This is a genomic window from Shewanella sp. BC20, assembly GCF_003129585.1.
In the GTDB taxonomy this organism is placed as follows: domain Bacteria; phylum Pseudomonadota; class Gammaproteobacteria; order Enterobacterales; family Shewanellaceae; genus Shewanella; species Shewanella seohaensis.
Genome location: NZ_NHRI01000014.1, coordinates 113,965 through 137,998, shown reverse-complemented (window position 1 = coordinate 137,998; position 24,034 = coordinate 113,965). Strand labels below are relative to the sequence as shown.

The following is a 24,034-nucleotide window of genomic DNA, read 5'->3' as shown; positions in this document are numbered from 1 at the left end:
TTATATCTTAAGTTTTAACGTATTCAAAGCAGTGACCGAGGGGATTGAGCATGGCTTTATGGGGTGGAAGATTTCAGGGCGAAACCAGCGCGCTATTTAAATTATTCAACGATTCACTGCCTGTGGATTACCGTTTGTTTGAGCAGGATGTTGTCGGCTCTATCGCTTGGGCCGATGCGATTGCCAGTGTCGGCATTATCACTGCTACTGAATGCAGCGACTTGAAGAAAGCACTGAACGAGCTGCTGGTGGAAGTGAAGGGCGATCCTGCGATTATTCTCGCATCGGGCGCGGAAGATATTCACAGCTTCGTGGAGTCGGCGTTGATCGCTAAAGTCGGCGATCTGGGTAAGAAACTCCATACGGGCCGTAGCCGTAACGACCAAGTCGCTACCGATTTAAAGCTCTGGTGCCAATCCGAAGGTGCGGCATTAGTGGCTCGCCTGCAAACCTTACGCAGCGAACTTATCGCGCTTGCTGAGCGTGAATTCGATGCTGTCATGCCGGGGTATACTCACCTGCAACGTGCTCAACCAGTCACGTTTGGCCACTGGTGCTTAGCCTATGTGGAGATGATTGAGCGTGATCTTAGCCGCTTAACCGATGCCCTAAAGCGCGCCAATACCTGTCCGCTCGGTTCGGGCGCCTTGGCGGGAACAGCCTACCAAATGGATAGACATGCGCTGGCGGCGGCACTGAACTTTGCATCGCCAACCTTAAATAGTTTGGACAGCGTGTCGGACCGCGACCATGTAGTTGAACTATGTTCTACGGCTTCAATCAGCATGATGCACTTAAGCCGCATGGCCGAAGATTTGATTTTCTTCAACTCGGGTGAAGCGGGCTTTATCTCCTTGAGTGATGAAGTGACCTCAGGCTCGTCCTTGATGCCGCAAAAGAAAAACCCCGATGCGTTGGAGCTTATTCGCGGTAAAACGGGCCGTGTCTACGGCAGTTTAGTGGGTATTCTCACCACGATGAAGGCATTGCCTCTGGCCTACAATAAAGACATGCAGGAAGACAAAGAAGGCTTGTTCGATGTGGTCGACAGCTGGGCAATCTGCTTGGATATGGCGGCATTAGTGTTATCTGGCTTAGTCGTTAACCGCCCGAATGCGCTGTTAGCCGCGCAGCAAGGTTATGCCAACGCGACCGAATTGGCGGATTATCTGGTGTCTAAAGGCATGCCATTCCGCGAAGCGCACCATGTGGTCGGTGTGGCGGTCGTTGCCGCGATCGCTAAGAAGATCCCGTTAGAAGCCTTCTCTCTCGCTGAGTTTAAAACCTTTGCCGATATCATCGAGGCGGATGTGTATCCCAACCTCACTATCGAAGCCTGTTTGGCAAAACGTGATGTCCTCGGCGGCACGGCGCTGACTCAGGTGAAGCAAGCCATCGCTGCAAAGAAAGTTGTTTAAAGCTTAAATCGAGTAATAAAAAAAACGCGACTCCAGGGTCGCGTTTTTTTATGGTGATTTATTTTATTGGAATAAATCGTCTGTCGGCGCATCGATGAATAGGTTGTTTTCATCTTGGCTTTCACTGATATATTCCTTAGGTTCAGTGCCCGAGATAAAGTATTCAAATGCGCTAGTGTAGTCTGTCTTACGAGTCAGCTTGCCGGTCGCCAGATCGATCCGCACCGAGACAATCCCTTCTGGCGGAATTGCTGTGGTTTCGGGTACGCCCTTCAGCACGTTATTCATGAACTCGTTCCAGCCTGGGCCTGCTGTCTTAGCGCCCGCCTCGGTACCCGTGATCTGATCCTTCTCACCGTTGGAGTTCCATGCGGTTCTGCCTAACTGGCGACCATGGTCATCAAACCCAACCCAGAAGGTGCTGGTAAGTGTCGGGCCAAAACCACTGAACCAAGTATCGCGTGATTCGTTGGTGGTACCGGTTTTACCTGCAATATCATGACGTTTGATTAATTGCGCTGCACGCCAAGCTGTACCTTGCCAGCCAGTGCCTTTACTCCAATCGCCACCACCCCAGATCACGCTCTTCAGCGCTTCGGTGATCAGGAATGCCGTTTGTTCAGAGATAATTTGCGGAGCATAACGGCCTGTTTGCTCAAAGCAATGGGCGACAGGTTCATCGGTTTGAGTGGTTGGCTCACCAAAACCCATTGGATCGCTGCTAAGCTGCACAGAGCTGTTGTTAGGTTTACAGGCTAAGGTTGGATTTGCCTTCTCAATCACATTACCGAAGGAGTCTTCTACTCGTTCGATATAGTAAGGTTCAACCAAGAAGCCACCGTTTGCGAACACGTTAAAAGCGGTTGCCACTTGTAGCGGGGTGACTGAAGGAGAACCTAAGGCTAACGACTCGTTACGAGGTAAGTCGTTAGGATCGAAGCCAAACTTAGTCAATTCGGCGATAGCCGCATCTAAACCAATATGGCGCATGGCACGAACCGACATTACGTTGATCGATTGCGCTAAGCCCACACGCAGACGGGTTGGACCGCCATAGATATCGGGCGAGTTTTTAGGACGCCACGCAGTACCTTGGCTAATATCGGGTTTGTTAATCGGCGCGTTGTTAATCAGAGTCGCGAGGGTAAAGCCTTTCTCTAATGCCGCAGCATAGATGAAAGGTTTAATATTCGAACCTAATTGGCGTTTCGCTTGAGTTACACGGTTGTATTGGCTTTGGCTGAAGCTGTAGCCACCCACTAAGGTACGGATAGCACCATTTGTAGGATCGAGTGCAACAGTGGCACTGGCCACTTCTGGCACTTGCGATAATTGTAAGTACTGACCGTTATCGCGGATCCAAATGCGCTCACCGACTTTTAGCATATCGGAAGCCGATTTTGGTACCGAGCCTTGGCGTTTATCGGTGATAAATTTGCGCGCCCATTTTAGGCCATCCCACTTAATGACTTTGGTTTCGCCCTTGGCGGTTAACACGCTGGCTTGCTGACCATCGATGTTTAATACCGCAGCAGGTTGCAACTCTTGTACAGGCGTAATTTTTGCGAGCTCGGCTTTGATTTGTGCATCGTCCGGCTTGGTGTCGGTCCAAAGAACCGCCGCAGGACCTCGGTAACCGTGGCGCTCATCATAGGCATAGACGTTATTACGTAATGCTTGCTGTGCTAGCAGTTGCTGCTCTGATGAAATTGTGGTGTAGACGTTATAGCCATTGGTGTAGGCCTCTTCTTCACCGTATTTTTGCACCATGTAATCTCGAGCCATTTCAGAGATATAAGGGGCGTAAAGATCAATTTCAGCGCCATGGTATTTGGCGACGAGCGGCTCTTGCACTGCAGCTTGGTATTCAGCCTTGCTGATGTAGCCCACTTCGTTCATTCGCATCAATACCACGTTGCGGCGTGCGAGTGCGCGTGAAGGGGAGGTAATAGGGTTTAGGGTTGACGGTGCTTTAGGGAGGCCCGCGATCATACTCATTTCGGAAAGCGTCAGATCTTGAACGTTTTTACCAAAATACACTTGAGCAGCCGCGCCGACACCATAGGCTCTCTGACCTAAATAAATACGGTTAACGTAGAGTTCTAAAATCTCATCTTTAGTTAACAATTGCTCGATGTGGTAGGAAATAAAAATTTCCTTCACTTTACGAATAATGGTCTTGTCGCGGGTCAGGAAGAAGTTACGCGCCACCTGCATGGTGATAGTACTCGCGCCTTGCTTCTTTTCGCCCGTGGTGAGCATGACGATTGCGGCACGCATCACCCCAACAGGATCGATACCGCCGTGCTCATAAAAGCGTGCATCCTCGGTGGCGAGGAAGGCTTGGAGCAGCGGTTTAGGCACTTCTTCGAGTTTCAGCGGAATGCGACGCTTCTCACCAAACTGAGAGATGAGCTTGCCATCGCTACTGTAAATGCGCAAAGGTGTTTGTAATTGCACATTTTTTAGTGTCGATACATCCGGCAGATCCGGCAAAACATAAAAGTATGCTGCAACAATGGCGCCTACGCCCAAAAGGGCTAGACTGAATAGAGCTATAACAATACGTTTTAACCACTTCACCTAAATTGATCCTAATGTTCAGTTAAGTGCGACAGTATATAAGGCGCACACGTTTGGGTGAAGCAAAAACGTGATGTCCCTAAAATAGCGTTTGTAAAATCTTGAAACATTCTATACAAATACGTATAACGGGTTGATTTTGTGCTAATCTCTTTTACTACTGAATACAAATAATAAAGTGACAACGGACTATGCTTTCAAATTTATGGAAGCGTCAGGCTCCGCAAATGGTCGGGATTGATATTGGTTCCCATGAAGTAAAGGCTATTCTGCTGAGTAAGACTGCTGATGGATATAAAATACTAAGTCATGCAGCGGTTCCCGTAAAAAAGGGGGCTATTAACGATCATGATATTCGTGATGCCGATGCCGTTGTTGAATGTCTCAAACAGATTAAGCGTATTTTGCCTAAGTCGGTTAAATATGCAGCGGTTGCGGTCTCAGGTTCTGCGGTGATGACTAAGGTTATCTACATGGATGCCTCGCTGAGCGAGGAGGAAATGGAAGCGCAAATTGAGATTGAAGCCGATAACCTGATCCCATACTCCCTCGATGAAGTTAGCATTGATTTTGAAACCTTAAATGTCAACAGCACCGATCCTTCTAAGGTTGATGTGCTACTGAGCGCGTGCCGCACTGACAATATTGATGCCAGAGTCGATGCGCTCGATGAAGTCGAGCTCGAAACCAAAGTTGTTGATGTGGAAGGTTATGCTCTGGGCAGAGCCGTTGAGCTGGTGCTAGGGCAGTTACCCGAAGGCGCTCGGCAGAAGGCGGTAGCCATGGTCGATATTGGCGCCAACATGACGACCTTCAGTGTGGTGGAGTCGGGCGAAACAACATTTATTCGTGAGCAAGCCTTTGGCGGTGAGTTATTTACTCAGTCGATTCTGTCTTTTTATGGCATGTCCTACGAACAAGCAGAGAAGGCCAAAATTGAAGGTGATTTGCCACGTAATTATATGTTCGAAGTGCTATCTCCCTTCCAAACGCAATTACTGCAACAAATTAAACGAACGCTACAAATTTATTGTACGTCGAGTGGCAAAGATAAAGTCGATTATCTCGTATTATGCGGTGGAACATCTAAACTGGAAGGCATGGCTAACTTATTAACGAATGAGTTAGGCGTCCACACGATTATTGCCGATCCTTTCCAAGGGTGTCTGCACGCGGATGAATCCGTTAAAAATATACTGCAACCTAGCATTAGCAAATATATGGTTGCTTGTGGCTTAGCGCTGAGGAGCTACGGTCAATGGCGAACATAAACCTGCTTCCTTGGCGTGAAGAAGCAAGAGAAAAGCAGAAGCGCGATTATATTGGAATATTAGCGGCGGTATTTTTAGGCTCAGCAGTTTTAGTCTATGTAGCCTTGTCTTTACTCGACATGATGACCGATGAACAGCGCGGACGGAATGCTTATTTGCAGTCCGAGATTCAACAACTCGATGCGCAAATCGCCGAGATTAAAAAGATCACCGAGCGTAAGAAAGATATTGAGCGTCGGACCGAGATCATTTTGAACCTTCAGCAATCCCGTAATTTGCCGACACACGTATTAGATGAGCTGGTGCGTATCGTGCCGCCCGGAATATATCTATCTAGTCTAGAGAAAAAAGGCAGTTTATTACTGATTGAAGGCCGCAGTGAATCGAACAACAACGTGGCCAACATGATGCGTAAGGTGAAGGCATCCGAATGGTTAACCGATCCCAATATGCAATCTATCGTGTCTCAAGATGATGAGCTAAGACAATTACAACGCTTTAGCTTAAGAGTGAGCATTAAAGGTGCCATGGCTGATGAGCCTATTAAAACGGCAAAAGGAGCGAGTAAATGAAGCTCGATCTAAGTCAGTTTAATGATATCGATTTTGAGAACATCGGCGGTTGGCCAAACCAAGTCAAAGTATTTTTCGCTGTGCTATTGGCGCTTTGCGTGTTCGCTGCGGGTTATTTTCTCGTGGTTTCGGATGCTATCGATGTGTATAACGCGGAGCAAACAAAGGAAGAGCAGCTGAGAGAGGATTTTAAGACTAAATATCAGCTTGCCGCCAACCTTAAATTATACCGTGAACAGTTAGCTGTGATGGAGGAGCAATTTGCCGAGCTACTCAAAATGCTGCCTTCTGAAAATGAAATGCCAGGGCTGCTCGATGACTTAACCTTTGTGGCCACTGACGCCGGATTACGGATTAATAGCTTAAATTGGGAACCTGAAATTCAGCGGGATTTCTATATTGAGTTCCCGATAAAAATGTCTGTCACAGGTGATTATCATCAAATCGGCAATATGGTCAGCGGCGTGGCTAAACTACCTCGTATCGTCAGCTTGCACGACTTTACGATTAAGCGCGACGAGAGCGGTAATCTAGCCATGGATATCTTGGCCAAAACCTATCGCTTTAAAGAGGGAGCAGAATTACCTCCCGAAAATGCAGCCAATAACAAGGGGAAGAAATAATGAAACTCTTACCTCTGTTAGCATTAAGTCTTTTTTTAATGGGTTGTGTTGGCGATCGTAGTGATTTAGAGCTATTTGTTACTACTACCAAGGCACAGCATGTGGCGCATATTCCACCCTTAAAAGAGCCACCTAAGTTTGAGCATTTTGCGTATCAAGCTGAATTAATGCGTAGCCCCTTTGTCCCACCTTCTCGAGAGTTAACGGAAGAAGTGGTTGATACCAGCAAAAACTGCTTACAGCCTGATTTAAAACGTCGGAAAGGTCGTTTAGAAACCTATGCTTTAGACAATCTAAAAATGCGCGGCACCTTAAGCGAAGGAAATTCGATTTGGGCGCTTATTGAAACCAATGATGGCAGTGTATATCGGATGGGCGTAGGTGAGTATCTTGGATTGTTTAATGGACATATAGCGAAAGTGACTTCTCAAAATGTGGAAGTTGTAGAATTAATTCCGGATGGTTCTGGTTGTTGGTCTGAACGTACAAACAACATCGAACTTTCTGGAAAATAACAAGCGAAGGATGAGGGAATAATGAAATCTTCTGCCGCGATAAAAATCCCGTTATCGTTTTTATCTTCAGGCTTAGCCAAGTCTGTTATTGGGATCGCATTAGTATTTGGATTTTTGCCATCGAGTTTTGCGGCAAATAGGTTGATGGATGTCAAATACCATGCTCTTGTCGATCATCAATTAGAAGTCGAGTTAGTATTTGAGGAGGCAATTAGCGCGCCCACAATTGACTCTAATGCTTCTCCTGCTCAGTTGGTATTAACCTTCGATGACAGTATTTCTGGACTGTCTAAGGACCGTCTGCCGATTAATCAAGTCGGTGTGAAGGACTTAGTGACGGCGCAGCAAGATACCCATTTAATGGTGACATTGGGCTTATCTAAGGTTAAACCATATCAAGGTAGTGTCGTTGGTAATTCTTATCGTTTAACTATTAACGATGAAGTCGCAGGCTCACAAGCTGGTAATAATCCGTTCGTTAATAGCGTTAAAAATATCGATTTTCGTCGCAATGCAAATGGCGGTGGTGATTTATTAGTCTATTTGAATAATCGCTCGGTTGCCGCGAACGTTGAACAAATTGGTGCCAAGCTTGAGGTTCAGCTTTACAACACAGATATTAACAGCGACTTGTTATATGTGATGGATGTGCAGGATTTCTCCACACCGGTAAAGCATTTTGAAACCTTTAAGGACGATTTAACGACCCGGATTTTAGTCGATGTCTCGGGTAACTATGAGTTCAATTACAAACAGGAAGATAATCTCTTTAGGCTCTCAATTAACAAAGTAGAGCGCGCTGCGGCGACCAAAGAGGTAAAGAAATATAACGGAAAAACCCTTTCGTTAAATTTCCAGAATATTTCAGTCCGTACTGTGTTGCAGATTATTGCCGACTACAACAACTTCAACTTAGTTACTAGTGACACGGTTGAGGGGGATATCACCTTAAGACTCGATGACGTGCCTTGGGATCAAGCATTGGATTTGATCCTGCAAACTAAAGGACTCGACAAGCGTATCGAAGGTAATATTTTGATGGTGGCGCCAAGTGAAGAGTTGGCGATTCGCGAAAGCCAAAACCTCAAGAATAAGCAGGAAGTAAAAGAGCTTGCGCCACTCTACTCTGAGTATCTGCAAATCAATTATGCCAAGGCGACTGATATTGCCGAGTTACTCAAAGGGGCAGATTCTAGTTTATTGTCCCCACGTGGCTCAGTGGCCGTCGATGAGCGTACCAACACAGTGTTAGTGAAAGATACCGCTGAAATCATCGAGAATATCCATCGTTTGGTTGAAGTGCTCGATATTCCTATCCGCCAAGTGTTGATTGAATCTCGCATGGTCACGGTAAAGGACGACGTGTCTGAAGATTTAGGTATCCGTTGGGGCGTGACTGATCAGCAGGGTAGCAAAGGGACGTCAGGAACCCTTGAAGGCGCAGGCAGCATTGCCAATGGTACTGTGCCAACGCTGGATAATCGTCTGAATGTGAATTTACCTGCGGCGGTGACAAATCCAACCAGCATCGCTTTCCATGTGGCAAAGCTTGCCGATGGCACTATCTTAGACTTAGAGCTGAGTGCGCTTGAGCAGGAAAACAAAGGTGAGATTATCGCGAGTCCTCGCATTACCACCTCTAACCAAAAAGCGGCGTATATCGAGCAGGGTGTGGAAATCCCTTATGTGCAATCCACTTCCAGCGGTGCGACGTCGGTGACCTTTAAGAAGGCGGTATTGTCATTAAGAGTGACACCACAAATTACCCCTGATAACCGCGTGATTCTGGATCTTGAAATCACTCAAGACTCTCAGGGTAAAACGGTGGATACACCCACAGGTCCGGCAGTCGCTATCGATACTCAACGTATTGGTACGCAAGTGTTAGTGGATAATGGGGAAACCATTGTGCTCGGTGGTATCTATCAGCAGAATTTAATCAGCCGCGTGAGCAAGGTGCCTATCTTGGGTGACATTCCTTTAGTTGGCTTCTTATTCCGTAACACTACTGACAAGAATGAGCGCCAAGAGCTGTTGATTTTCGTGACGCCTAAAATTGTGAACGAGAAACTCTAATCGTTTGTTACGAGTCGAATAAAGCCAGCATACCTTGCTGGCTTTATTGTGTCTGAAATACAATTCTTATCATAAATAGCGTGCATCACTTGCCAGACTAGACATGAAACTGAGATAATCCCCGGTCAAGTCTCATAAGAGCAAGGTAACATACAGTAGGTCGGCTTGATCGTGAGTCGATATAGGCATACTTTTCATTAAGATTCAGACGTACAAGAAATGGCTGAAAAACGTAATATTTTTCTGGTAGGCCCAATGGGCGCAGGTAAAAGCACAATTGGTCGCCATCTGGCGCAAATGCTGCATTTAGAATTCCACGATTCAGATCAAGAGATTGAGCAACGCACAGGCGCAGATATTGCTTGGGTGTTTGACGTCGAAGGCGAAGAGGGTTTCCGCCGTCGTGAGGCTCAGGTTATTGCTGATCTGTCTGAAAAACAGGGTATTGTCCTTGCCACTGGTGGTGGTTCAGTTCAGAGCAAAGATATCCGTAATCATTTATCTGCTCGCGGTATCGTGGTGTATCTCGAAACCACGATCGACAAACAGGTTGCGCGTACTCAAAGAGATAAGCGTCGCCCATTACTGCAAGTAGATGATCCGCGAGAAGTATTAGAGAACCTCGCAGAAATCCGTAACCCTCTGTACGAAGAAATTGCAGATGTGATCGTTAAAACTGACGATCAAAGTGCAAAGGTTGTTGCGAATCAAATCATAGAGAAATTAGGTTTCTAGGCAGAATGACACAACAAATTCAGGTTGATTTAGGTGAACGCAGTTATCCCATTTATATTGGCCAGAATTTGATGAGTGATAGCGAGACCTTGTCTCGCTACCTGCTGAAAAAACGTATCCTTATCGTCACCAATGAAACTGTCGCGCCTTTGTATCTTAAGCAGATCCAAGACACGATGGCTTCGTTTGGTGAGGTATCTAGCGTCATCCTTCCCGATGGCGAGCAATTTAAAGATTTAACGCATTTAGATTCTATTTATACGGCTTTGCTGCAACGCAATTATGGCCGTGATTCAGTGCTGGTGGCCCTCGGTGGCGGAGTGATTGGTGACATGACGGGTTTTGCCGCTGCTTGTTACCAACGTGGTGTCGATTTTATTCAAATACCGACCACGCTATTATCACAAGTAGATTCCTCCGTTGGCGGAAAAACCGCCGTTAATCATCCGCTTGGCAAAAATATGATCGGGGCTTTTTATCAGCCACAGATCGTCATTATAGATACTGAATGCTTACAGACCTTGCCTGCGCGAGAATTCGCTGCGGGGATGGCAGAAGTCATTAAGTATGGCATCATGTGGGATGCTGAGTTTTTTCAATGGCTTGAGAACAATGTTCCGGCATTGAAAAGCCTAGATACCCAAGCTTTGGTCTATGCGATTTCTCGCTGCTGTGAGATTAAAGCCGATGTCGTGAGTCAGGATGAGACCGAGCAGGGCGTCCGCGCGCTATTAAACCTTGGGCATACCTTTGGCCATGCGATTGAAGCCGAGATGGGCTATGGTAATTGGCTGCATGGTGAAGCGGTTGCGGCTGGCACAGTCCTTGCTGCACAAACGGCTAAGTTCATGGGATTGATTGATGAGTCAATTGTTCGTCGTATTGTACAATTGTTCCACGCTTTCGATCTGCCAGTAACAGCGCCGGAATCGATGGATTTCGACAGTTTTATTAAACATATGCGTCGCGATAAGAAAGTCTTAGGTGGTCAGATCCGGCTGGTACTCCCGACGGCCATTGGTCGAGCTGATGTCTTTAGCCAAGTTCCTGAATCTACCCTAGAACAGGTTATCTGCTGCGCATAAACCTTGTGTGGTGGATGAGTGACGTTTCAGGGGCAAGTCTTGCTTCCTTCACAGGAAGCCCTCGTAGAAAGATTGCATCATGTGGCCAGTTATAGCGACCAGCTGCTGGTGCTTGTGGGCGCGCACGGTTCGGGGAAGACGACTCTGCTCACGGCGTTAGCCACAGATTTTGATGAGTCGAATGCTGCGTTAGTCATTTGTCCTATGCACGCCGATAATGCTGAAATTCGTCGCAAGATTTTAGTGCAATTAGTGTCATCTCCGATTTTTGATGATGAAATCTCCCTCGCTGAAACCATACTGCGCGTCGCGCCGAAACAAAGTAAGCCGCTGCACATCATTATCGATGATGCCCATTTACTCTCTAAAGAATTGTGGGCCGAGTGCATCATACTCAATCAAGTGCAATGCGCGGGTCAGCGTATCGCCGTGACGTTGGCTGTACCGCCTGCATTTCTAGCCGACTTACTCCCTCAGCTGCCAGAGTCGTTAAGACGACAAATTCTGTCAGTCAGCATTGATCCCTTAAGCCTGCCGGAGCGCGAAGCGCTGTATCAAACCTTGCTGCGATATAGTGACCAAAATCCGTTTACGCCAAGGGACATAGTGCGCGCTCAGCTTGAGAAGCAAACGGGCACTCCTCAGGAGGTGGTGTCCTTGCTGGAGTTGGCTCTACATGGTCAGGATGAGAAAAAATCAGTATGGACACAATACAAAGTCGCGCTAATTGGGCTCGCCAGTGTGCTGATTACCATAGTAATTTGGCTTGGTCTGGCTAAACCCTTTTCCGGTGAGCCAATTCTTGAGGTCGTGACTTATCCTGCTGTGGATTCCGCAGAGTTTCTTGCTCATGGCAAACAGATACTAGCGCCGTATTTTAGGCAGCGAGCCGAGTCGTTAGCGCAGGCATTATTAGCGGAAGCGGTGGAACAAGCGGACCCATTAGCTAAGTTCCATGGGGAAGAGCCTCAAGTGGAAGGAGAGACAGACATAGCGCCACCAGTCGATGAAGCGACAAGTAAGGGCGACAGCACCGTCACCGAGGTTGATGAGGCAGAGCCTGCGCCAGCTCCTACAGAGCACGCGAAAGATGACTCCGCTACTCAGGTGGTGAATGCAACTCCTGAGCCTGCATCGCCAGTATCTGCGCGGCCGAAAACGGGCTATGCGATCCAAATTGCGACAGTCTCCCAGCGTGAAACTGTACAGTCGCTCCTTAAGAAACTGCATAATGTGCCAGAGGTGCGAGTCGCCAAATACAAACAGTTTTGGGTGGTGTTAGTAGGGCAGTTTAACGACAGTCAATCGGCACAGCAGGCGGCTGCAGAATTGGTCAAAGAGTATCATCTTAGCCAACCTCTGATAAAAAAATGGGCAGAACTCGGCGGTTATCAACTACAAGAAACGCGCTCAAGCGGTGAAATTTCAGAATAAACAGAGTACAATCATGGCCTTTATTTTTGTCGGCATTCATCAAGTTAAATGATCAAAAAACATAGAGCCTTCCTGAAATGGGCCGGCGGAAAATTTAAATTGGTGGATGAGCTCGCGAACTACTTACCGACAGGTGAGCGTTTAGTTGAGCCCTTTGTCGGCGCAGGTTCAGTCTTTTTAAATACTGACTACCCCAGCTATTTACTCTGCGACATCAATCAAGATCTGATCAATCTCTACAACATAGTGAAAGAAAGGCCTGCCGAATACATTGCGGCGGCCAAAAAGCTATTCGTCGATGAGATGAATCAAAAGGATGCCTACTACCGCGTGCGTACAGACTTTAATAAATCCCGCGATCCTTTTTTGCGCTCGGTTTATTTTCTGTACTTGAATCGCCATGGTTTTAATGGCCTATGCCGTTATAACCGCAAAGGGGGCTTTAATGTGCCCTTTGGCTCATACAAGAAACCGTATTTCCCTGAGAAAGAAATCCTAGCCTTTTCAAAGAAAGCTCAGCGCGCCGAGTTTAAGTGCATCGGCTATGAAAAAGCCTTCGAGCAAATCCGTACTGGCGATGTGATTTATTGCGATCCGCCCTATGCGCCGCTCTCGACCACTGCGAGTTTTACCACCTATGTTGGTGCGGGTTTTAGCCTAGATGATCAGGCGCTGCTGGCGCGTTATTCGCGGCACATGGCGTTAGAGCAACGCATTCCTGTCGTGATCAGTAACCATGATATTCCACTGACACGTGAGTTGTATCGCGGTGCTCACCTTGCCAAGATCCAAGTGCAACGCAACATTAGCCAAAATGGCAGTGGTCGCAACAAAGTCGACGAGCTGATTGCGTTGTACGATGAGAATTATGATCCGCAGGATGATTGATACTAAGTTGTCGTATCGAGTGGTTTAACCAACGACTTGGCTAACAAGTAGAATCAGGCTGGCGACCAAGGCAATTGCTAACACTATCCCCATCAAGATATAGGGTAATGGCGAGTTGGTCTGGAAGTCTTTTTGACGATTTCTATCTGACTGCACCCCAAAGAAGGCGGCTATCGTACTATGAAAGACTTGCCAGATCCGGCTTAGCATCAATATGACTGTTGTGAATTAGCGGGCTTCAGGTCATCGATAGGTTTGTCTTGATGACCATGGAGTAATTCAAGCAAGTCGACAAAATGGAACTGGCTAGAGCGATTTTTACCAGTGAGCCAAGTCTTCCAGCTTAAGGTTTGCGCCTGTTCGGCACAGCGATTATTTGGATGGTTGCTAGGTAAGCTGTTGTTGTAACGAGTATCGCTACTACAAGCACAGGCAGAGCTATCGTTACTCGCGGTGAGTTTTTCCACGCCAAAGGCTAAGGAGGCGACTACCACTGCGGTAAATGCCAACATCATCGATGACTTAAAGGTCACCGAGCCTAAAATGTGTGAAAACTGTGTTAACCGCCCCTTCATGATACTTCCTTTGCAACCACTAAATGATCCACGATAGCGACCCGAGTATAACAAACTCGCTTAGTTTATGAACAATAATTTATCAATCTTCACTAAAATCTTTCTAACGCTTCAGCATCTCCTTGAGTTTACCGTACGTTATGAGCGCGCCGATTGCGCCTCTATTGGGTTTCAATCGCGATAAATGTGGCATTTGCTATAGAGGCATTACCTAGCTAAGGGTAAAATAAGGCACTTTTTGTTCAATAGCAGCGAGTGTCCTATGCGCCCATTTTTAATTGCTCCATCGATTTTATCCGCCGATTTCGCCCGTTTAGGGGATGACGTTAAAGCCGTGTTAGATGCAGGGGCTGACGTAGTGCATTTTGATGTGATGGATAACCACTATGTGCCCAACTTAACCATTGGCCCTATGGTGTGCAAAGCGTTACGTGACTATGGCATCACGGCCGATATCGATGTGCATTTAATGGTTAAGCCTGTTGATCGTATCGTGCCTGATTTTGCCAAGGCGGGTGCGTCTATTATTACTTTCCATCCCGAGGCCTCTGAGCATATCGACCGCACTCTGCAACTGATTAAAGAATCGGGTTGTAAAGCAGGTTTAGTGTTTAACCCGGCAACACCGCTGCACTATCTTGACCATGTAATGGATAAGCTAGATGTGATTCTGCTGATGTCGGTCAACCCAGGTTTTGGTGGGCAATCCTTTATTCCTTCGACTTTAGATAAACTACGCCAAGTGCGTGAGCGTATCGATGCCAGTGGTTTCGATATTCGCTTAGAGGTCGATGGTGGCGTTAAAGTGGATAACATTGCCGAAATCGCCGCCGCAGGCGCCGATATGTTTGTCGCAGGTTCTGCCATTTTCGGTAAGCCAGACTATAAAGCCGTCGTCGACGAGATGCGCGCCGAGTTGGCGAAAGTTGAGGTCAAATAATGCGGGAACAGATTAAAGCGATTGCCTTTGATCTCGACGGCACACTGATTGACAGTGTGCCCGATCTTGCGGTCGCGACCCAGGCGGCACTCGCCGAATTAGGTTTAGCAACGTGTACCGAGGCACAGGTGAGAACTTGGGTGGGCAATGGCGCTGAAATGCTGATGCGCCGCGCCATGAGTCACGCTTTAGGTACAGACGTTGAGCAAACGGCATTGGATGCGGCTATGCCCATCTTTATGCATCACTATCAAGAAAATCTTGAGAAGCACAGTGCACTCTATGCCGATGTGCACCAAGTGCTGCAAATCCTGTTTGATGCGGGATTTAAGCTGGCGGTGGTGACCAACAAGCCCTATCGCTTTACCTTGCCCTTGCTTGAAGCCTTTAAGATTAATGACTTCTTTAGCTTAGTGCTTGGTGGTGATTCGCTGGCGAAGATGAAGCCCGATCCATTACCGCTCGAGCATCTATTAGCCGAATGGCAACTCGATAAAAGTGAGTTGTTGATGGTGGGCGATTCTAAAAATGACATTTTAGCGGCGAAAGCGGCGGGTGTTGCATCAATCGGCTTGACCTATGGCTACAACTACGGTGAAGATATTGGGCTCACTGGCCCTGACGCTGTATGCGAGCAGTTTGTCGAGATCCTGCGCTGGCTAAATCTCGCTCAGCCAGTTTAATCGAATCTTTTTATCTTTATTTGGAGCAATGACGTAATGACCAAACCCATAGTACTCAGCGGTGCACAGCCGTCCGGCGAATTAACCATAGGTAACTACATGGGTGCATTGCGTCAATGGGTTGCCATGCAAGATAGCCACGACTGCCTATATTGTGTGGTGGACTTGCATGCCATTACCGTGCGCCAAGACCCTCAAGCATTGCGTGAAGCCTGTTTAGATACGCTTGCACTGTATTTAGCCTGTGGTGTCGATCCAAAGAAGAGCACAGTGTTTATCCAATCCCAAGTGCCACAGCATACCCAACTGGGTTGGGCGTTAAATTGCTATACCCAAATGGGTGAATTGAGCCGTATGACGCAGTTTAAGGATAAGTCACAAAAGCACGCCAACAACATTAACGTCGGTCTGTTTGGTTATCCTGTACTGATGGCGGCGGATATTCTGCTCTATCAAGCAAATGAAATCCCCGTTGGTCAAGATCAGAAACAACATCTTGAGTTAACACGTGATATCGCGACTCGCTTTAACAACGCTTACGGCGAGACGTTTACCATTCCAGAGCCTTTTATTCCTGAGCATGGCGCTAAGGTGATGTCGCTGCAGGATCCGCTGAAGAAGATGTCTAAGTCGGACGACAACCGTAACAACGTGATTGGCCTGCTTGAAGATCCAAAAGCGGTCATGAAAAAGTTGAAAAAAGCCATGACCGACAGTGACGAGCCGCCAGTCGTGCGTTTCGATATGGAAAACAAGCCAGGCGTATCTAACCTGTTGAGTTTAATGTCGGGTATCACGGGTCAAAGCATTGCCAGCCTCGAAGCCGAGTTTGAAGGCAAGATGTATGGTCACTTAAAAGGTGCCGCAGGTGAGGCGGTAGTGGGCATGTTAGAGCCGCTGCAAGAGCGTTACCGTGCGCTGCGTGCCGACCGTGCTTACCTCGACCAAGTGATGAGAGCGGGCGCCGAAAATGCCCAGGCTCGCGCCGAAGTGACGCTGAAAAAGGTGTACGAGAAGATTGGTTTGTTAGTGTAATTTGCCCTAAAAAGTCCATTACACAACACGTTATTAAGCCGACCAATTCTTAGGTCGGCTTTTTTTATGTCTGTTACTCATTGGGTTGGTTAAGCGTTTAGGCCTGCGATTTTAGCCAAGAGGAAAAGGCTGCAATCGCGGGTTCAGCCAGACGGCGCTGCTTACAGATAAAACTAAACTCAAAGCCCGTATGAACATCGGGCAGATTAACCGCCACCAGTCTGCCGGTGCTAATATCACCTGCCACCATAAAATCGGGGGCGAGGGCGAGGCCTTGGCCCGCAATTGCCGCCTCAATTGCCATTACGATATGGCTAAAAATATGTTGTTGCTCATTATTCAGTGGGATCTGGTGGGCCGATGACCATTTATGCCAATCGAGTCCTAGCAGCCCCTCGTCCACAATCAGTAGTGCCTGTTGCTGGAAATTGCTTAAGTTAATATCACGCCACTTGGGGTAAAAACTCGGGCTACATACTGGGATGAGCCGCTCCTTATGCAGTAACTGTTGCCAATAGCCGCGCTGATTGAGTTTGCCCGCGATAAAGATATCGGCCGTGCTGGTGCTGAGATCGGGGTCTTGAGTGATCATCTCGAGGCGAATTTTAACGCTGGGATACTGGCGCCTAAAATCCGCTAATCTTGGGATCAACCATTTCACCGCAAAAGAGCTATACACCGCCAAACAGAGTTGTTGGTTCGGGGTGTCACGGATCTTGAGATTAAGATCGCTTAACTCATTAAAAATCCTTTCTAACTCAATAAATAAGCTTTGGCCTTTAGTCGTGAGTTGTAATTTTCGTCCCTGACGATCAAAAAGTTGTTCACCAAAGTACTCCTCCAATACACGCACTTGGTGTGAAACTGCGCTTTGGGTAATGCAAAGTTCGGCGGCAGCCTTGGAAAAATGCTGTTGCCTTGCGGCGGTCTCAAAGACTTGTAGTGCGCGTAATGGAGGAAGCTTTCTCATGATTTTCAACGCCTAAAAGATTTAGTATGAATTTAATTCATCTAGCATGAGAAAGCATCATTTCAGCTTAAGTTTTGTGGGGATTATCATGCCAGCATCGAGATTTTCGGATGGTAAAAAATGCAGCGCCCTGTAGTTATCGGTTTGATTTTATTGATAGTGGGTAATCTATTTAGTGCTTTTTACGATGTATCGATCAAATGGCTGCCAGAAGATGCAAATGCGGCCACTTTTCTACTCGTGAGACAAATCACTTCAGTATTGATGTTAATCCCCATTTGGTTGTACTCACAGCGACCCAAGACGGAACATATTTCGGTCCACCTTTGGCGTGCCAACATAGGCTCGGTTGGCGCGCTTTTTTTAATTATTGGCCTAATGGCTTTGCCGCTGGCGACGGTCAGCTCACTGTTTTACTCGGCGCCGCTGATGATTATTCTGATGGGCTATTGGTTTTTAAAGGAGCGGATCACCACAGGGCAAGTGGTATGCACATTACTCGGGTTTGTCGGGATCTTAATTATCCTCAGACCGAGTGAGATGAACTGGTTTGGGTTGGCAGTGTTATTTTCGGCATTTACCTTTGCCGTCAACCAGTTGACCCTGAAAAAAGTCCCAAATACTGAACATCCAGTATTAACCTTAATGTTGTATAACCTGTTGGGTATTCCTGCGACTTTAATCATCGCGGCCTTTCAAGGACTTGAGGGGCTGAGCTGGGGATTGTTAGCCGTAGCACTACTCAGTAATGCTTTTTTGCTGATTTATCACTGGTTCTGCGTGCTGGCCTATCGTCGCGCGCAGGCGAGCGATATTGCGATTGCCGAATATACAGGCCTGTTATTTATCGTCTTTTTGGGCTGGCTGTTATTCGATGAATGGTTAGATAGCCTAAGTTGGCTGGGCGCCGCATTGATTGTGTTGCCGTCACTGTTTTTACCTTGGATTGGCATGTGGATGGCCAAGTCACCCAAGGTGATGGATAACATCCAAGTAAAAGCGTTAGGACTAGAAGCGGTAGAAGGCGAGCCTAAACCCTAAGGGCTTAGGCTCAATCGGTTATTCGATGTATTCGAATACTTTAACGACTTTACGCACGCCCGCGGTGTTGCGCGCGATATCGACCGCCATGTCGGCCTGAGAGCGGTGAATGAGTCCGAGTAGGAAGACTTCACCGTTTTCAGTGATGACCTTAATGCGGGTGACATCCAACTCTTTCTCGTTGAGCATGCGTCCCTTTACTTTCGTCGTCACCCAAGTGTCATTACTACGGGTGGTGAAAGAGGTCGGGTTACCGATGCGGATCTGATTGTGGATCTTACCGCCAAGCTTAAGATCTTGTACGACCTTAATCGCCTTATCCCTCAACATAGAGTTGGGGGCTTGGCCAATCATCAGCACATTACCGTTAACCGAAACACCCGTGATATTCGTTTGTTTCTTCAGATCTTCATGCTCCAGCAGGGCACTGGTGATCTTAAAATCGGTATTGGTATCGTCGAGCTGAGTCTTCACCGAACGCTCATCGTTGGCCATCATGGCGCCACTGACTGCGCCCACCATAACGGCACCGGCGCAACCTTGCAGCAGCATGCAAACCATTAACAGTGGGGCAGCATATCTCATTGCTGTTCGTCCTGCGGGAAGAGTGTGCGGTCGATATTGTCACAGAGGCAGTGGATAACCAGTAAGTGTACTTCTTGAATACGTGCCGTCACGTTAGAGGGGACACGGATTTCCACGTCACCCACGCTCAGTAATCCCGCCATCGCGCCACCGTCTTTACCAGTTAAGGCAACGATCGTCATATCGCGGCTCAGGGCGGCTTCCATGGCTTTAATCACGTTGCCTGAGTTACCGCTGGTGGAAATCGCCAGCAGAATGTCACCAGGTTGACCTAAGGCTAAGATTTGTTTTGAGAAAATCTCATCATAGCTGTAGTCGTTGGCAATCGCAGTGATGGTTGAAGTGTCAGTTGACAGCGCAATCGCGGGCAATGGTGGACGTTCAATTTCGTAGCGGTTTAATAGCTCGGCCGAGAAGTGCTGAGCATCACCGGCACTGCCACCGTTACCGCAGGCAAGAATTTTATTGCCGCCCAAAAGACATTGCACCATCATCTCGGCCGCTTTGGCGATGGATTCTGGCAGTGCTTCGGCTGCATCGATTTTGGTCTGGATAGATTCAGTAAAGCTGTCTTTAATGCGTTCTAACATGGATACATCCTTTCAGGATAAAGTGTGGCTATGATGCCATATTTCCACGGTGGAGTTGAGGCATAAGCGTTAAAAATTATTCGATTAGCTGAGTCGAAGGTCTCGTTTAAAAGGCATCGACTAGCCAGTGGATTTGCGCATCTTCGATGGCGACAACGTCGAATCGGCACGGCACATCCAGTTTATGCGTCTGTAAATAGTGGCTGGCCGCCATGCGGATCCTGCCGATTTGTGCTTTGCTAAGTGCTTGTATTGCGCCGCCAAATTGATTTGCTGAGCGATATTTTACTTCAACAAATACCCAGTGGTGTTTATGGCGCATGACGAGGTCTATTTCACCAAAGGGATAGCGGACATTGCGCTCGACAAAGGTTAAACCTTGCTGTTCGAGGTAACCTTGAGCGAGCGACTCTGCCTGCTGTCCGAGTGTCATAGTTGACGGAAACTGCCTCTCTGATAGCGTCCCCAGCTTAATTGGCGGTTAATCACGCCGTCAGGATTGACGGATAACACGCCGCTACGACCATTGAACTGGTAACCCGTGAATGAGCGCATCTGCGCCAGTTTGCTGATCAAATCCATGGCATCATAGCCCATCACGAACAGGCGTTTCTGGCCGTTATTCCAGCCCGACCATAGTGTGTTAACCATCAGGTTTTCTTCACTGTTTTGCATCAGCCAAGGTGCATCGCTCATGGTCAGGTTATTTAAATCCTGCGCCGTTTGGCTCGATTCGTTGTCGATGCGGCTGCGGCTTGAGGTGTACAGCGGCACTGGCTGAGTAAAGACGCTGAAGTTCACATCGATAAAGGCCTTGAGCAAGGTTAAATCCTGCGGCGTCGAGATCATATAGATCGCATCGATATCTTGGCGCGAACGAAAATCGGCCTGTACCGAATTACCGAGCAGCTCCTTTATCCGCGCGATACGCGCTTGGCTATCACGGACACCGAGTGCATCCTGCACTGTGGTTTTCATCTTATCGCCACCATCGTAGTAATAGACTTCGATAGGGGTATCGCTTTTCTTTTTCCAGGCTTGGATAAAGCTTTCTGCCATGCGTTTGCCTGTGGCATCGTTGCTGGCGAGCAGTAATGGCATAGTCACGCCATCTTGATACATGCGCGTTGCGGCATCGGCAGCTTCTTGGGCGGGTGACAGTGCAAAGTAGAACTTATTGATATCGGGCACAAACTTATCGGTTTGATTTAAAAACAGCTGCGGGATTGGTGCTGTCGGTACTGCGGGCGCGGTAGGTGCAGAACCCGATGGAGTGCTGATCGCAGGGCTGGTGTTGCTGTTCAGTGCCAGCAATTGATCGATTTCATTTGGCAGTAAGGGGCCAATAATAAACTCGGCGCCCGCGTTCACCGCTTGCTGATAGGCCGCTACGGCATCATTGGCGGTATCGTAAAAATTAACCGCAACCTGCTCATTAGGTTTGGCTAAATAGCTGGCCAAAATCCCTTGGCGAATCGCGTTGGCGGCACCCGCGCGCTGGCCTGTAAGCGGAAGCAAAACGGCGATATTCTTCGGCATAAATGGCTTGGCATTGAGTGCCCGATCCAAATCGGTCGGTAATTTGGCTGCCGCGGGATGATAAGGATTCTGCTTTTGCCAGTCGCCTAAGTAACGAACCAGTTGATTGGGGTCGACCGCATAATGTTTGGCGATATAGGCGAGTTGCAACCAACCAGCAAATACTGGGTTGTTGGCATCGCGGATAAAGGTTTGCAGGGTTTGCTCATGCATTGGCTGCAACACTTGCCAGATTTGGTTATTGACTTCACTCGCCTCGGCGGGCGGTAAATAGGTGGTCAATAAACTCAGCTCGCGCACTTGTTCGATAGGTTGCTTATTCAACTGGAACAAATGCGCTCTAAATTGATGATACGCGGCCATTTGCCAGCCGGGTAAAACCCAAGTGCTTGGATAGCTCAGAGTCTTGAGCGCCTCGACATAGGTCGATGTATGCTCTAATACCCGCGCCGTCAGGTATTTATGCTCGGCCACCAGAGTAGGAGTCTGAGTCAGGCTTGGCTGCATCGACTTCAGCAGTTTCTGCGCCGCCGCATAGTCATTGGCATTGATATAGGCATGCGCCGCCAGCAGCAGGTTAGTATCGCGCTGCTGCGGATCTTTACTATTCGCGGCCTGTGCTAAATACACATTGGGCGCCAATGGTGCAGAGGCTAAAGAGGTGGCCACTGTGGGGGCAGTACCGGTTGAGCTGGGCGCTTGGCTGCCGCAACCCGCCAACACTGCGGATAAAATGGCCACGGAAACGAACTTAGTTGTATTCAGGCTTTTTAACACTGGGCTTCACTCTGGTAAGATGCTGCCTCTAGTTTAACCTTCTCTTGCGCTTGACGAAAGTCTTGGCACTGTCATTACCGAGGTATATATGGACCAAAGCGTCGCACTCTACATTGTTCCCACTCCCATTGGTAACTTGGGGGACATGAGCCCACGTGCTATCGAAGTGCTCACTCAGGTCGCATTGATTGCCTGTGAAGATACGCGCCACAGCGGCAAGTTATTGAGTCATTTTGGTATTTCTACCAAAACTATTGCATTGCATGACCACAACGAGCGCGCTCGCGCCCAGTGGATTGTCGAGCAGTTAGCCGCAGGGCAATCGATTGCGCTGATTTCCGATGCGGGCACGCCGCTGATTTCTGACCCTGGCTATCACTTAGTCTCCCATGTGTGCCAGTCGGGGTTCAGAGTGATCCCATTGCCCGGCCCTTGCGCGGCGATTACTGCATTAAGCGCGTCGGGTTTACCGTCGGATCGCTTCTCCTTCGAAGGCTTTTTACCTTCTAAAGAGAAGGCGCGCGCCGATAAGTTACTCGAGCTTAAGGAAGACCCTCGCACGCTGATTTTTTATGAATCACCGCACCGCATCGAGCATAGCCTGACGACCATGGTCGAAGTGTTAGGCGGCGAGAGGCAAGTGGTGATGGCTCGGGAAGTCACTAAAACCTTCGAGACCTTCCTATCTGGCTCTGTGGCCGAGGTGTTGACCACGGTCAGTAGCGATCCTAACCAGCAAAAAGGCGAGATAGTGCTGATGGTGCATGGGCATCGCGCCGCGGAGGATGATGACGCCATTCCGACTGTCGCCATCAACACCTTGAAATTACTCTGTGAAGAATTGCCCCTCAAAAAGGCCGCCGCCATTGCCGCGCAAATTCACGGTCTTAAAAAGAATGCCCTGTATAAGTTCGGTTTAGAGTCGGATTTATAAGCGGATCTTTGAGATAGGCACACACTGACGGGATTAACAGTGGTACGCGCAGATTGCTTAGGCTATAATCCGCGCCGAGTTGGCCAGACAGTCGCTGCGCTCGCAAGAGCGGGGAGGAAAGTCCGGGCTTCACAGAGCGGGGTGCCAGGTAACGCCTGGGCGGTGCGAACCGACGACAAGTGCAACAGAGAGGAGACCGCCATCATAGCCTAGGCTAAGGTGGTAAGGGTGAAAGGGTGCGGTAAGAGCGCACCGTGCGGCTAGCAATAGTCCGTAGCAAGGTAAACTCCACCCGAAGCAAGACCAAATAGGGTTCCGTATGGCGTGGCTCGCGTTGGAACCGGGTAGGTCGCTTGAGCCTGCGAGCGATTGCAGGCCTAGATGAATGACTGTCCAAGACAGGACCCGGCTTATCGGCCAACTCATCAAATTCAGTAAAAAGCCCGTTTATCTAAATTAGGTAAACGGGCTTTTTATGTGCAGAGTAGTTTTATTTGCTGAGTGGTTAGCGGGTTTGATAGCAATAAAAGGGGACTCTTCCCTATCTATTTATCGCTATCGGCTTAATTATTCGGTGTTTGTTCTACAGCTGCCGATGAGTGTTTTTGTTCGCTCGCAAGCACTTGCGCAATATTGATAAGATTCTGAGCGAGTTCTTTCGCTTTATCCTCGGGGAATTTGGTCGCAAGTGAGGCTTGCAGTTTTTCCTGCAGGTTTGCTAATACGGCTTGCTTATCGATATCTGTGACTGTCTGTTTGAGGTTAGTGACTCCACTGGCGAGGGCCTGTAGCTCTGGGAGCAATTGCGCGTTTTTTAACGGGGCTAAAAGTGCTACGTCCTTTAAATTTGCGTCGTCGACTTTATTGTCTAAGGTGAGGAGCAGATTATCGACTCTATCGAAGGTCTGTTCACTGCGACTAATTAAAGGCGCGATGGCGGCGTCTTCTATGAGTCCGGTGAATTTATCGACGGTGGCGTATAACAATCCCGCGACGATAATCAGCGGCAGCATGATCCCCGTGAATAATCCCACCCAAAAGTTGTTTAGCCCAGCGGCGAAGTTTTTCATTTTAGTCCCTTATTCCCGTTAAATGCTTAAGTTACGCTATGCGCTTTGTCGATGGCTGACAAGCGTTTACTGCTAAAACTGCGTGCTCAGCGATA

At 48.1% G+C, this 24,034-nt stretch carries 24 protein-coding genes and 1 other RNA gene; 16 read left to right on the top strand and 9 right to left on the bottom strand.

What is annotated here, in order from left to right; all coding sequences use genetic code 11:
- Positions 1–50: 50 nt before the first annotated feature.
- The gene (gene argH, locus CBX96_RS15165; RefSeq protein WP_109287268.1) at positions 51–1,418 is read left to right on the top strand and encodes an argininosuccinate lyase; all 1,368 of its coding nucleotides are present in this window, start codon (positions 51–53) and stop codon (positions 1,416–1,418) included.
- 63 nt (positions 1,419–1,481) lie between these two features.
- On the opposite strand, the gene CBX96_RS15160 is transcribed toward argH, so the two are convergent.
- Positions 1,482–4,001: a penicillin-binding protein 1A gene (locus tag CBX96_RS15160; RefSeq protein ID WP_109287267.1), complete on the bottom strand. Its 2,520-nt coding sequence runs from the start codon at positions 3,999–4,001 to the stop codon at positions 1,482–1,484.
- A 191-nt stretch (positions 4,002–4,192) separates the two neighbouring features.
- Between CBX96_RS15160 and CBX96_RS15155 the strand changes: the two genes are divergently transcribed.
- The 9 genes from CBX96_RS15155 to CBX96_RS15115 all read left to right on the top strand — a co-directional run bounded on the left by CBX96_RS15155 (position 4,193) and on the right by CBX96_RS15115 (position 13,200).
- On the top strand, positions 4,193–5,272 hold the full coding sequence (locus CBX96_RS15155) for a pilus assembly protein PilM (RefSeq protein ID WP_086904088.1): 1,080 nt from the start codon (positions 4,193–4,195) through the stop codon (positions 5,270–5,272).
- Positions 5,260–5,844 (top strand): PilN domain-containing protein, encoded by a 585-nt coding sequence (locus CBX96_RS15150; RefSeq protein ID WP_086904089.1) that lies wholly within the window; start codon positions 5,260–5,262, stop codon positions 5,842–5,844. Before CBX96_RS15155 ends, CBX96_RS15150 begins: the two co-directional genes overlap by 13 nt.
- Positions 5,841–6,467, top strand: a complete 627-nt coding sequence (locus CBX96_RS15145; RefSeq protein ID WP_086904090.1) for a type 4a pilus biogenesis protein PilO — start codon at positions 5,841–5,843, stop codon at positions 6,465–6,467. The genes CBX96_RS15150 and CBX96_RS15145 overlap by 4 nt, the downstream gene beginning before the upstream one ends.
- Positions 6,467–6,982 carry a pilus assembly protein PilP gene (locus CBX96_RS15140; protein ID WP_011718625.1) on the top strand — a complete coding sequence of 172 codons (516 nt, stop codon included), beginning with the start codon at positions 6,467–6,469 and terminating at the stop codon, positions 6,980–6,982. Before CBX96_RS15145 ends, CBX96_RS15140 begins: the two co-directional genes overlap by 1 nt.
- A gap of 21 nt (positions 6,983–7,003) precedes the next feature.
- On the top strand, positions 7,004–9,058 hold the full coding sequence (locus CBX96_RS15135) for a type IV pilus secretin PilQ (RefSeq protein ID WP_109287266.1): 2,055 nt from the start codon (positions 7,004–7,006) through the stop codon (positions 9,056–9,058).
- 219 nt (positions 9,059–9,277) lie between these two features.
- Entirely contained in the window at positions 9,278–9,793 is a 516-nt protein-coding gene (aroK, locus tag CBX96_RS15130) for a shikimate kinase AroK (protein WP_011624420.1), read from the top strand.
- Positions 9,794–9,798: 5 nt separating this feature from the next.
- Positions 9,799–10,878, top strand: a complete 1,080-nt coding sequence (gene aroB / locus CBX96_RS15125; RefSeq protein ID WP_109287265.1) for a 3-dehydroquinate synthase — start codon at positions 9,799–9,801, stop codon at positions 10,876–10,878.
- A gap of 18 nt (positions 10,879–10,896) precedes the next feature.
- The gene (locus CBX96_RS15120; protein WP_109287264.1) at positions 10,897–12,312 is read left to right on the top strand and encodes an AAA family ATPase; all 1,416 of its coding nucleotides are present in this window, start codon (positions 10,897–10,899) and stop codon (positions 12,310–12,312) included.
- A 48-nt stretch (positions 12,313–12,360) separates the two neighbouring features.
- A complete protein-coding gene (locus tag CBX96_RS15115) occupies positions 12,361–13,200 on the top strand; it encodes a Dam family site-specific DNA-(adenine-N6)-methyltransferase (RefSeq protein WP_011718620.1) in 840 nt (279 codons plus the stop codon).
- Positions 13,201–13,224: 24 nt separating this feature from the next.
- Here CBX96_RS15115 and CBX96_RS15110 read toward each other — a convergent pair whose 3' ends face one another.
- Both CBX96_RS15110 and CBX96_RS15105 read right to left on the bottom strand, forming a co-directional pair.
- Complete coding sequence (locus CBX96_RS15110; protein WP_011624416.1) at positions 13,225–13,410, bottom strand: DUF2970 domain-containing protein; 186 nt, start codon at positions 13,408–13,410, stop codon at positions 13,225–13,227.
- Positions 13,410–13,775 carry a hypothetical protein gene (locus CBX96_RS15105; RefSeq protein WP_109287263.1) on the bottom strand — a complete coding sequence of 122 codons (366 nt, stop codon included), beginning with the start codon at positions 13,773–13,775 and terminating at the stop codon, positions 13,410–13,412. Before CBX96_RS15105 ends, CBX96_RS15110 begins: the two co-directional genes overlap by 1 nt.
- A gap of 262 nt (positions 13,776–14,037) precedes the next feature.
- Here CBX96_RS15105 and rpe point away from each other — a divergent pair, with 262 nt between their 5' ends.
- From rpe to trpS, 3 genes are read left to right on the top strand one after another with little or no spacing between them, the layout of a single operon-like run.
- Positions 14,038–14,715, top strand: coding sequence for a ribulose-phosphate 3-epimerase (rpe, locus tag CBX96_RS15100; RefSeq protein WP_011624821.1), 678 nt, complete (start codon positions 14,038–14,040; stop codon positions 14,713–14,715).
- Positions 14,715–15,398: a phosphoglycolate phosphatase gene (locus CBX96_RS15095; RefSeq protein ID WP_109287262.1), complete on the top strand. Its 684-nt coding sequence runs from the start codon at positions 14,715–14,717 to the stop codon at positions 15,396–15,398. Before rpe ends, CBX96_RS15095 begins: the two co-directional genes overlap by 1 nt.
- 36 nt (positions 15,399–15,434) lie before the next feature.
- On the top strand, positions 15,435–16,433 hold the full coding sequence (gene trpS, locus CBX96_RS15090; protein ID WP_011718615.1) for a tryptophan--tRNA ligase: 999 nt from the start codon (positions 15,435–15,437) through the stop codon (positions 16,431–16,433).
- Between the two features lie 97 nt (positions 16,434–16,530).
- Here trpS and CBX96_RS15085 read toward each other — a convergent pair whose 3' ends face one another.
- The gene (locus tag CBX96_RS15085) at positions 16,531–17,403 is read right to left on the bottom strand and encodes a LysR substrate-binding domain-containing protein (RefSeq protein WP_109287261.1); all 873 of its coding nucleotides are present in this window, start codon (positions 17,401–17,403) and stop codon (positions 16,531–16,533) included.
- Positions 17,404–17,523: 120 nt separating this feature from the next.
- On the opposite strand from CBX96_RS15085, the gene CBX96_RS15080 reads away from it, so the two are divergent.
- Positions 17,524–18,444 carry a DMT family transporter gene (locus CBX96_RS15080; RefSeq protein ID WP_011624824.1) on the top strand — a complete coding sequence of 307 codons (921 nt, stop codon included), beginning with the start codon at positions 17,524–17,526 and terminating at the stop codon, positions 18,442–18,444.
- Between the two features lie 18 nt (positions 18,445–18,462).
- On the opposite strand, the gene dolP is transcribed toward CBX96_RS15080, so the two are convergent.
- From dolP to CBX96_RS15060, 4 genes are all read right to left on the bottom strand, one after another.
- Complete coding sequence (gene dolP / locus CBX96_RS15075) at positions 18,463–19,029, bottom strand: division/outer membrane stress-associated lipid-binding lipoprotein (protein WP_011624409.1); 567 nt, start codon at positions 19,027–19,029, stop codon at positions 18,463–18,465.
- Positions 19,026–19,619: a phosphoheptose isomerase gene (locus CBX96_RS15070; RefSeq protein WP_011070670.1), complete on the bottom strand. Its 594-nt coding sequence runs from the start codon at positions 19,617–19,619 to the stop codon at positions 19,026–19,028. Before CBX96_RS15070 ends, dolP begins: the two co-directional genes overlap by 4 nt.
- Positions 19,620–19,725: 106 nt before the next feature.
- Positions 19,726–20,052 carry a YraN family protein gene (locus tag CBX96_RS15065; protein WP_023266395.1) on the bottom strand — a complete coding sequence of 109 codons (327 nt, stop codon included), beginning with the start codon at positions 20,050–20,052 and terminating at the stop codon, positions 19,726–19,728.
- Entirely contained in the window at positions 20,049–21,935 is a 1,887-nt protein-coding gene (locus CBX96_RS15060) for a penicillin-binding protein activator (protein ID WP_109287260.1), read from the bottom strand. The genes CBX96_RS15065 and CBX96_RS15060 overlap by 4 nt, the downstream gene beginning before the upstream one ends.
- An 88-nt stretch (positions 21,936–22,023) precedes the next feature.
- On the opposite strand from CBX96_RS15060, the gene rsmI reads away from it, so the two are divergent.
- Both rsmI and rnpB read left to right on the top strand, forming a co-directional pair.
- Entirely contained in the window at positions 22,024–22,869 is an 846-nt protein-coding gene (gene rsmI, locus CBX96_RS15055; protein ID WP_109287259.1) for a 16S rRNA (cytidine(1402)-2'-O)-methyltransferase, read from the top strand.
- A 75-nt stretch (positions 22,870–22,944) separates the two neighbouring features.
- Positions 22,945–23,298, top strand: an RNA gene (gene rnpB / locus CBX96_RS15050) — RNase P RNA component class A.
- Between the two features lie 134 nt (positions 23,299–23,432).
- Here rnpB and CBX96_RS15045 read toward each other — a convergent pair.
- A complete protein-coding gene (locus CBX96_RS15045; protein ID WP_109287258.1) occupies positions 23,433–23,939 on the bottom strand; it encodes a hypothetical protein in 507 nt (168 codons plus the stop codon).
- Positions 23,940–24,034: the final 95 nt, after the last annotated feature.

Bases quoted from the DNA above. Each gene is read 5' to 3' on its own strand.
- argH (WP_109287268.1), top strand. From the start codon at position 51: ATGGCTTTATGGGGTGGAAGATTTCAGGGCGAAACCAGCGCGCTATTT.
- CBX96_RS15155 (WP_086904088.1), top strand. From the start codon at position 4,193: ATGCTTTCAAATTTATGGAAGCGTCAGGCTCCGCAAATGGTCGGGATT.
- CBX96_RS15150 (WP_086904089.1), top strand. From the start codon at position 5,260: ATGGCGAACATAAACCTGCTTCCTTGGCGTGAAGAAGCAAGAGAAAAG.
- CBX96_RS15145 (WP_086904090.1), top strand. From the start codon at position 5,841: ATGAAGCTCGATCTAAGTCAGTTTAATGATATCGATTTTGAGAACATC.
- CBX96_RS15140 (WP_011718625.1), top strand. From the start codon at position 6,467: ATGAAACTCTTACCTCTGTTAGCATTAAGTCTTTTTTTAATGGGTTGT.
- CBX96_RS15135 (WP_109287266.1), top strand. From the start codon at position 7,004: ATGAAATCTTCTGCCGCGATAAAAATCCCGTTATCGTTTTTATCTTCA.
- aroK (WP_011624420.1), top strand. From the start codon at position 9,278: ATGGCTGAAAAACGTAATATTTTTCTGGTAGGCCCAATGGGCGCAGGT.
- aroB (WP_109287265.1), top strand. From the start codon at position 9,799: ATGACACAACAAATTCAGGTTGATTTAGGTGAACGCAGTTATCCCATT.
- CBX96_RS15115 (WP_011718620.1), top strand. From the start codon at position 12,361: ATGATCAAAAAACATAGAGCCTTCCTGAAATGGGCCGGCGGAAAATTT.
- CBX96_RS15110 (WP_011624416.1), bottom strand. From the start codon at position 13,410: ATGCTAAGCCGGATCTGGCAAGTCTTTCATAGTACGATAGCCGCCTTC.
- CBX96_RS15105 (WP_109287263.1), bottom strand. From the start codon at position 13,775: ATGAAGGGGCGGTTAACACAGTTTTCACACATTTTAGGCTCGGTGACC.
- rpe (WP_011624821.1), top strand. From the start codon at position 14,038: ATGCGCCCATTTTTAATTGCTCCATCGATTTTATCCGCCGATTTCGCC.
- CBX96_RS15095 (WP_109287262.1), top strand. From the start codon at position 14,715: ATGCGGGAACAGATTAAAGCGATTGCCTTTGATCTCGACGGCACACTG.
- trpS (WP_011718615.1), top strand. From the start codon at position 15,435: ATGACCAAACCCATAGTACTCAGCGGTGCACAGCCGTCCGGCGAATTA.
- CBX96_RS15085 (WP_109287261.1), bottom strand. From the start codon at position 17,403: ATGAGAAAGCTTCCTCCATTACGCGCACTACAAGTCTTTGAGACCGCC.
- CBX96_RS15080 (WP_011624824.1), top strand. From the start codon at position 17,524: ATGCAGCGCCCTGTAGTTATCGGTTTGATTTTATTGATAGTGGGTAAT.
- dolP (WP_011624409.1), bottom strand. From the start codon at position 19,029: ATGAGATATGCTGCCCCACTGTTAATGGTTTGCATGCTGCTGCAAGGT.
- CBX96_RS15070 (WP_011070670.1), bottom strand. From the start codon at position 19,619: ATGTTAGAACGCATTAAAGACAGCTTTACTGAATCTATCCAGACCAAA.
- CBX96_RS15065 (WP_023266395.1), bottom strand. From the start codon at position 20,052: ATGACACTCGGACAGCAGGCAGAGTCGCTCGCTCAAGGTTACCTCGAA.
- rsmI (WP_109287259.1), top strand. From the start codon at position 22,024: ATGGACCAAAGCGTCGCACTCTACATTGTTCCCACTCCCATTGGTAAC.
- CBX96_RS15045 (WP_109287258.1), bottom strand. From the start codon at position 23,939: ATGAAAAACTTCGCCGCTGGGCTAAACAACTTTTGGGTGGGATTATTC.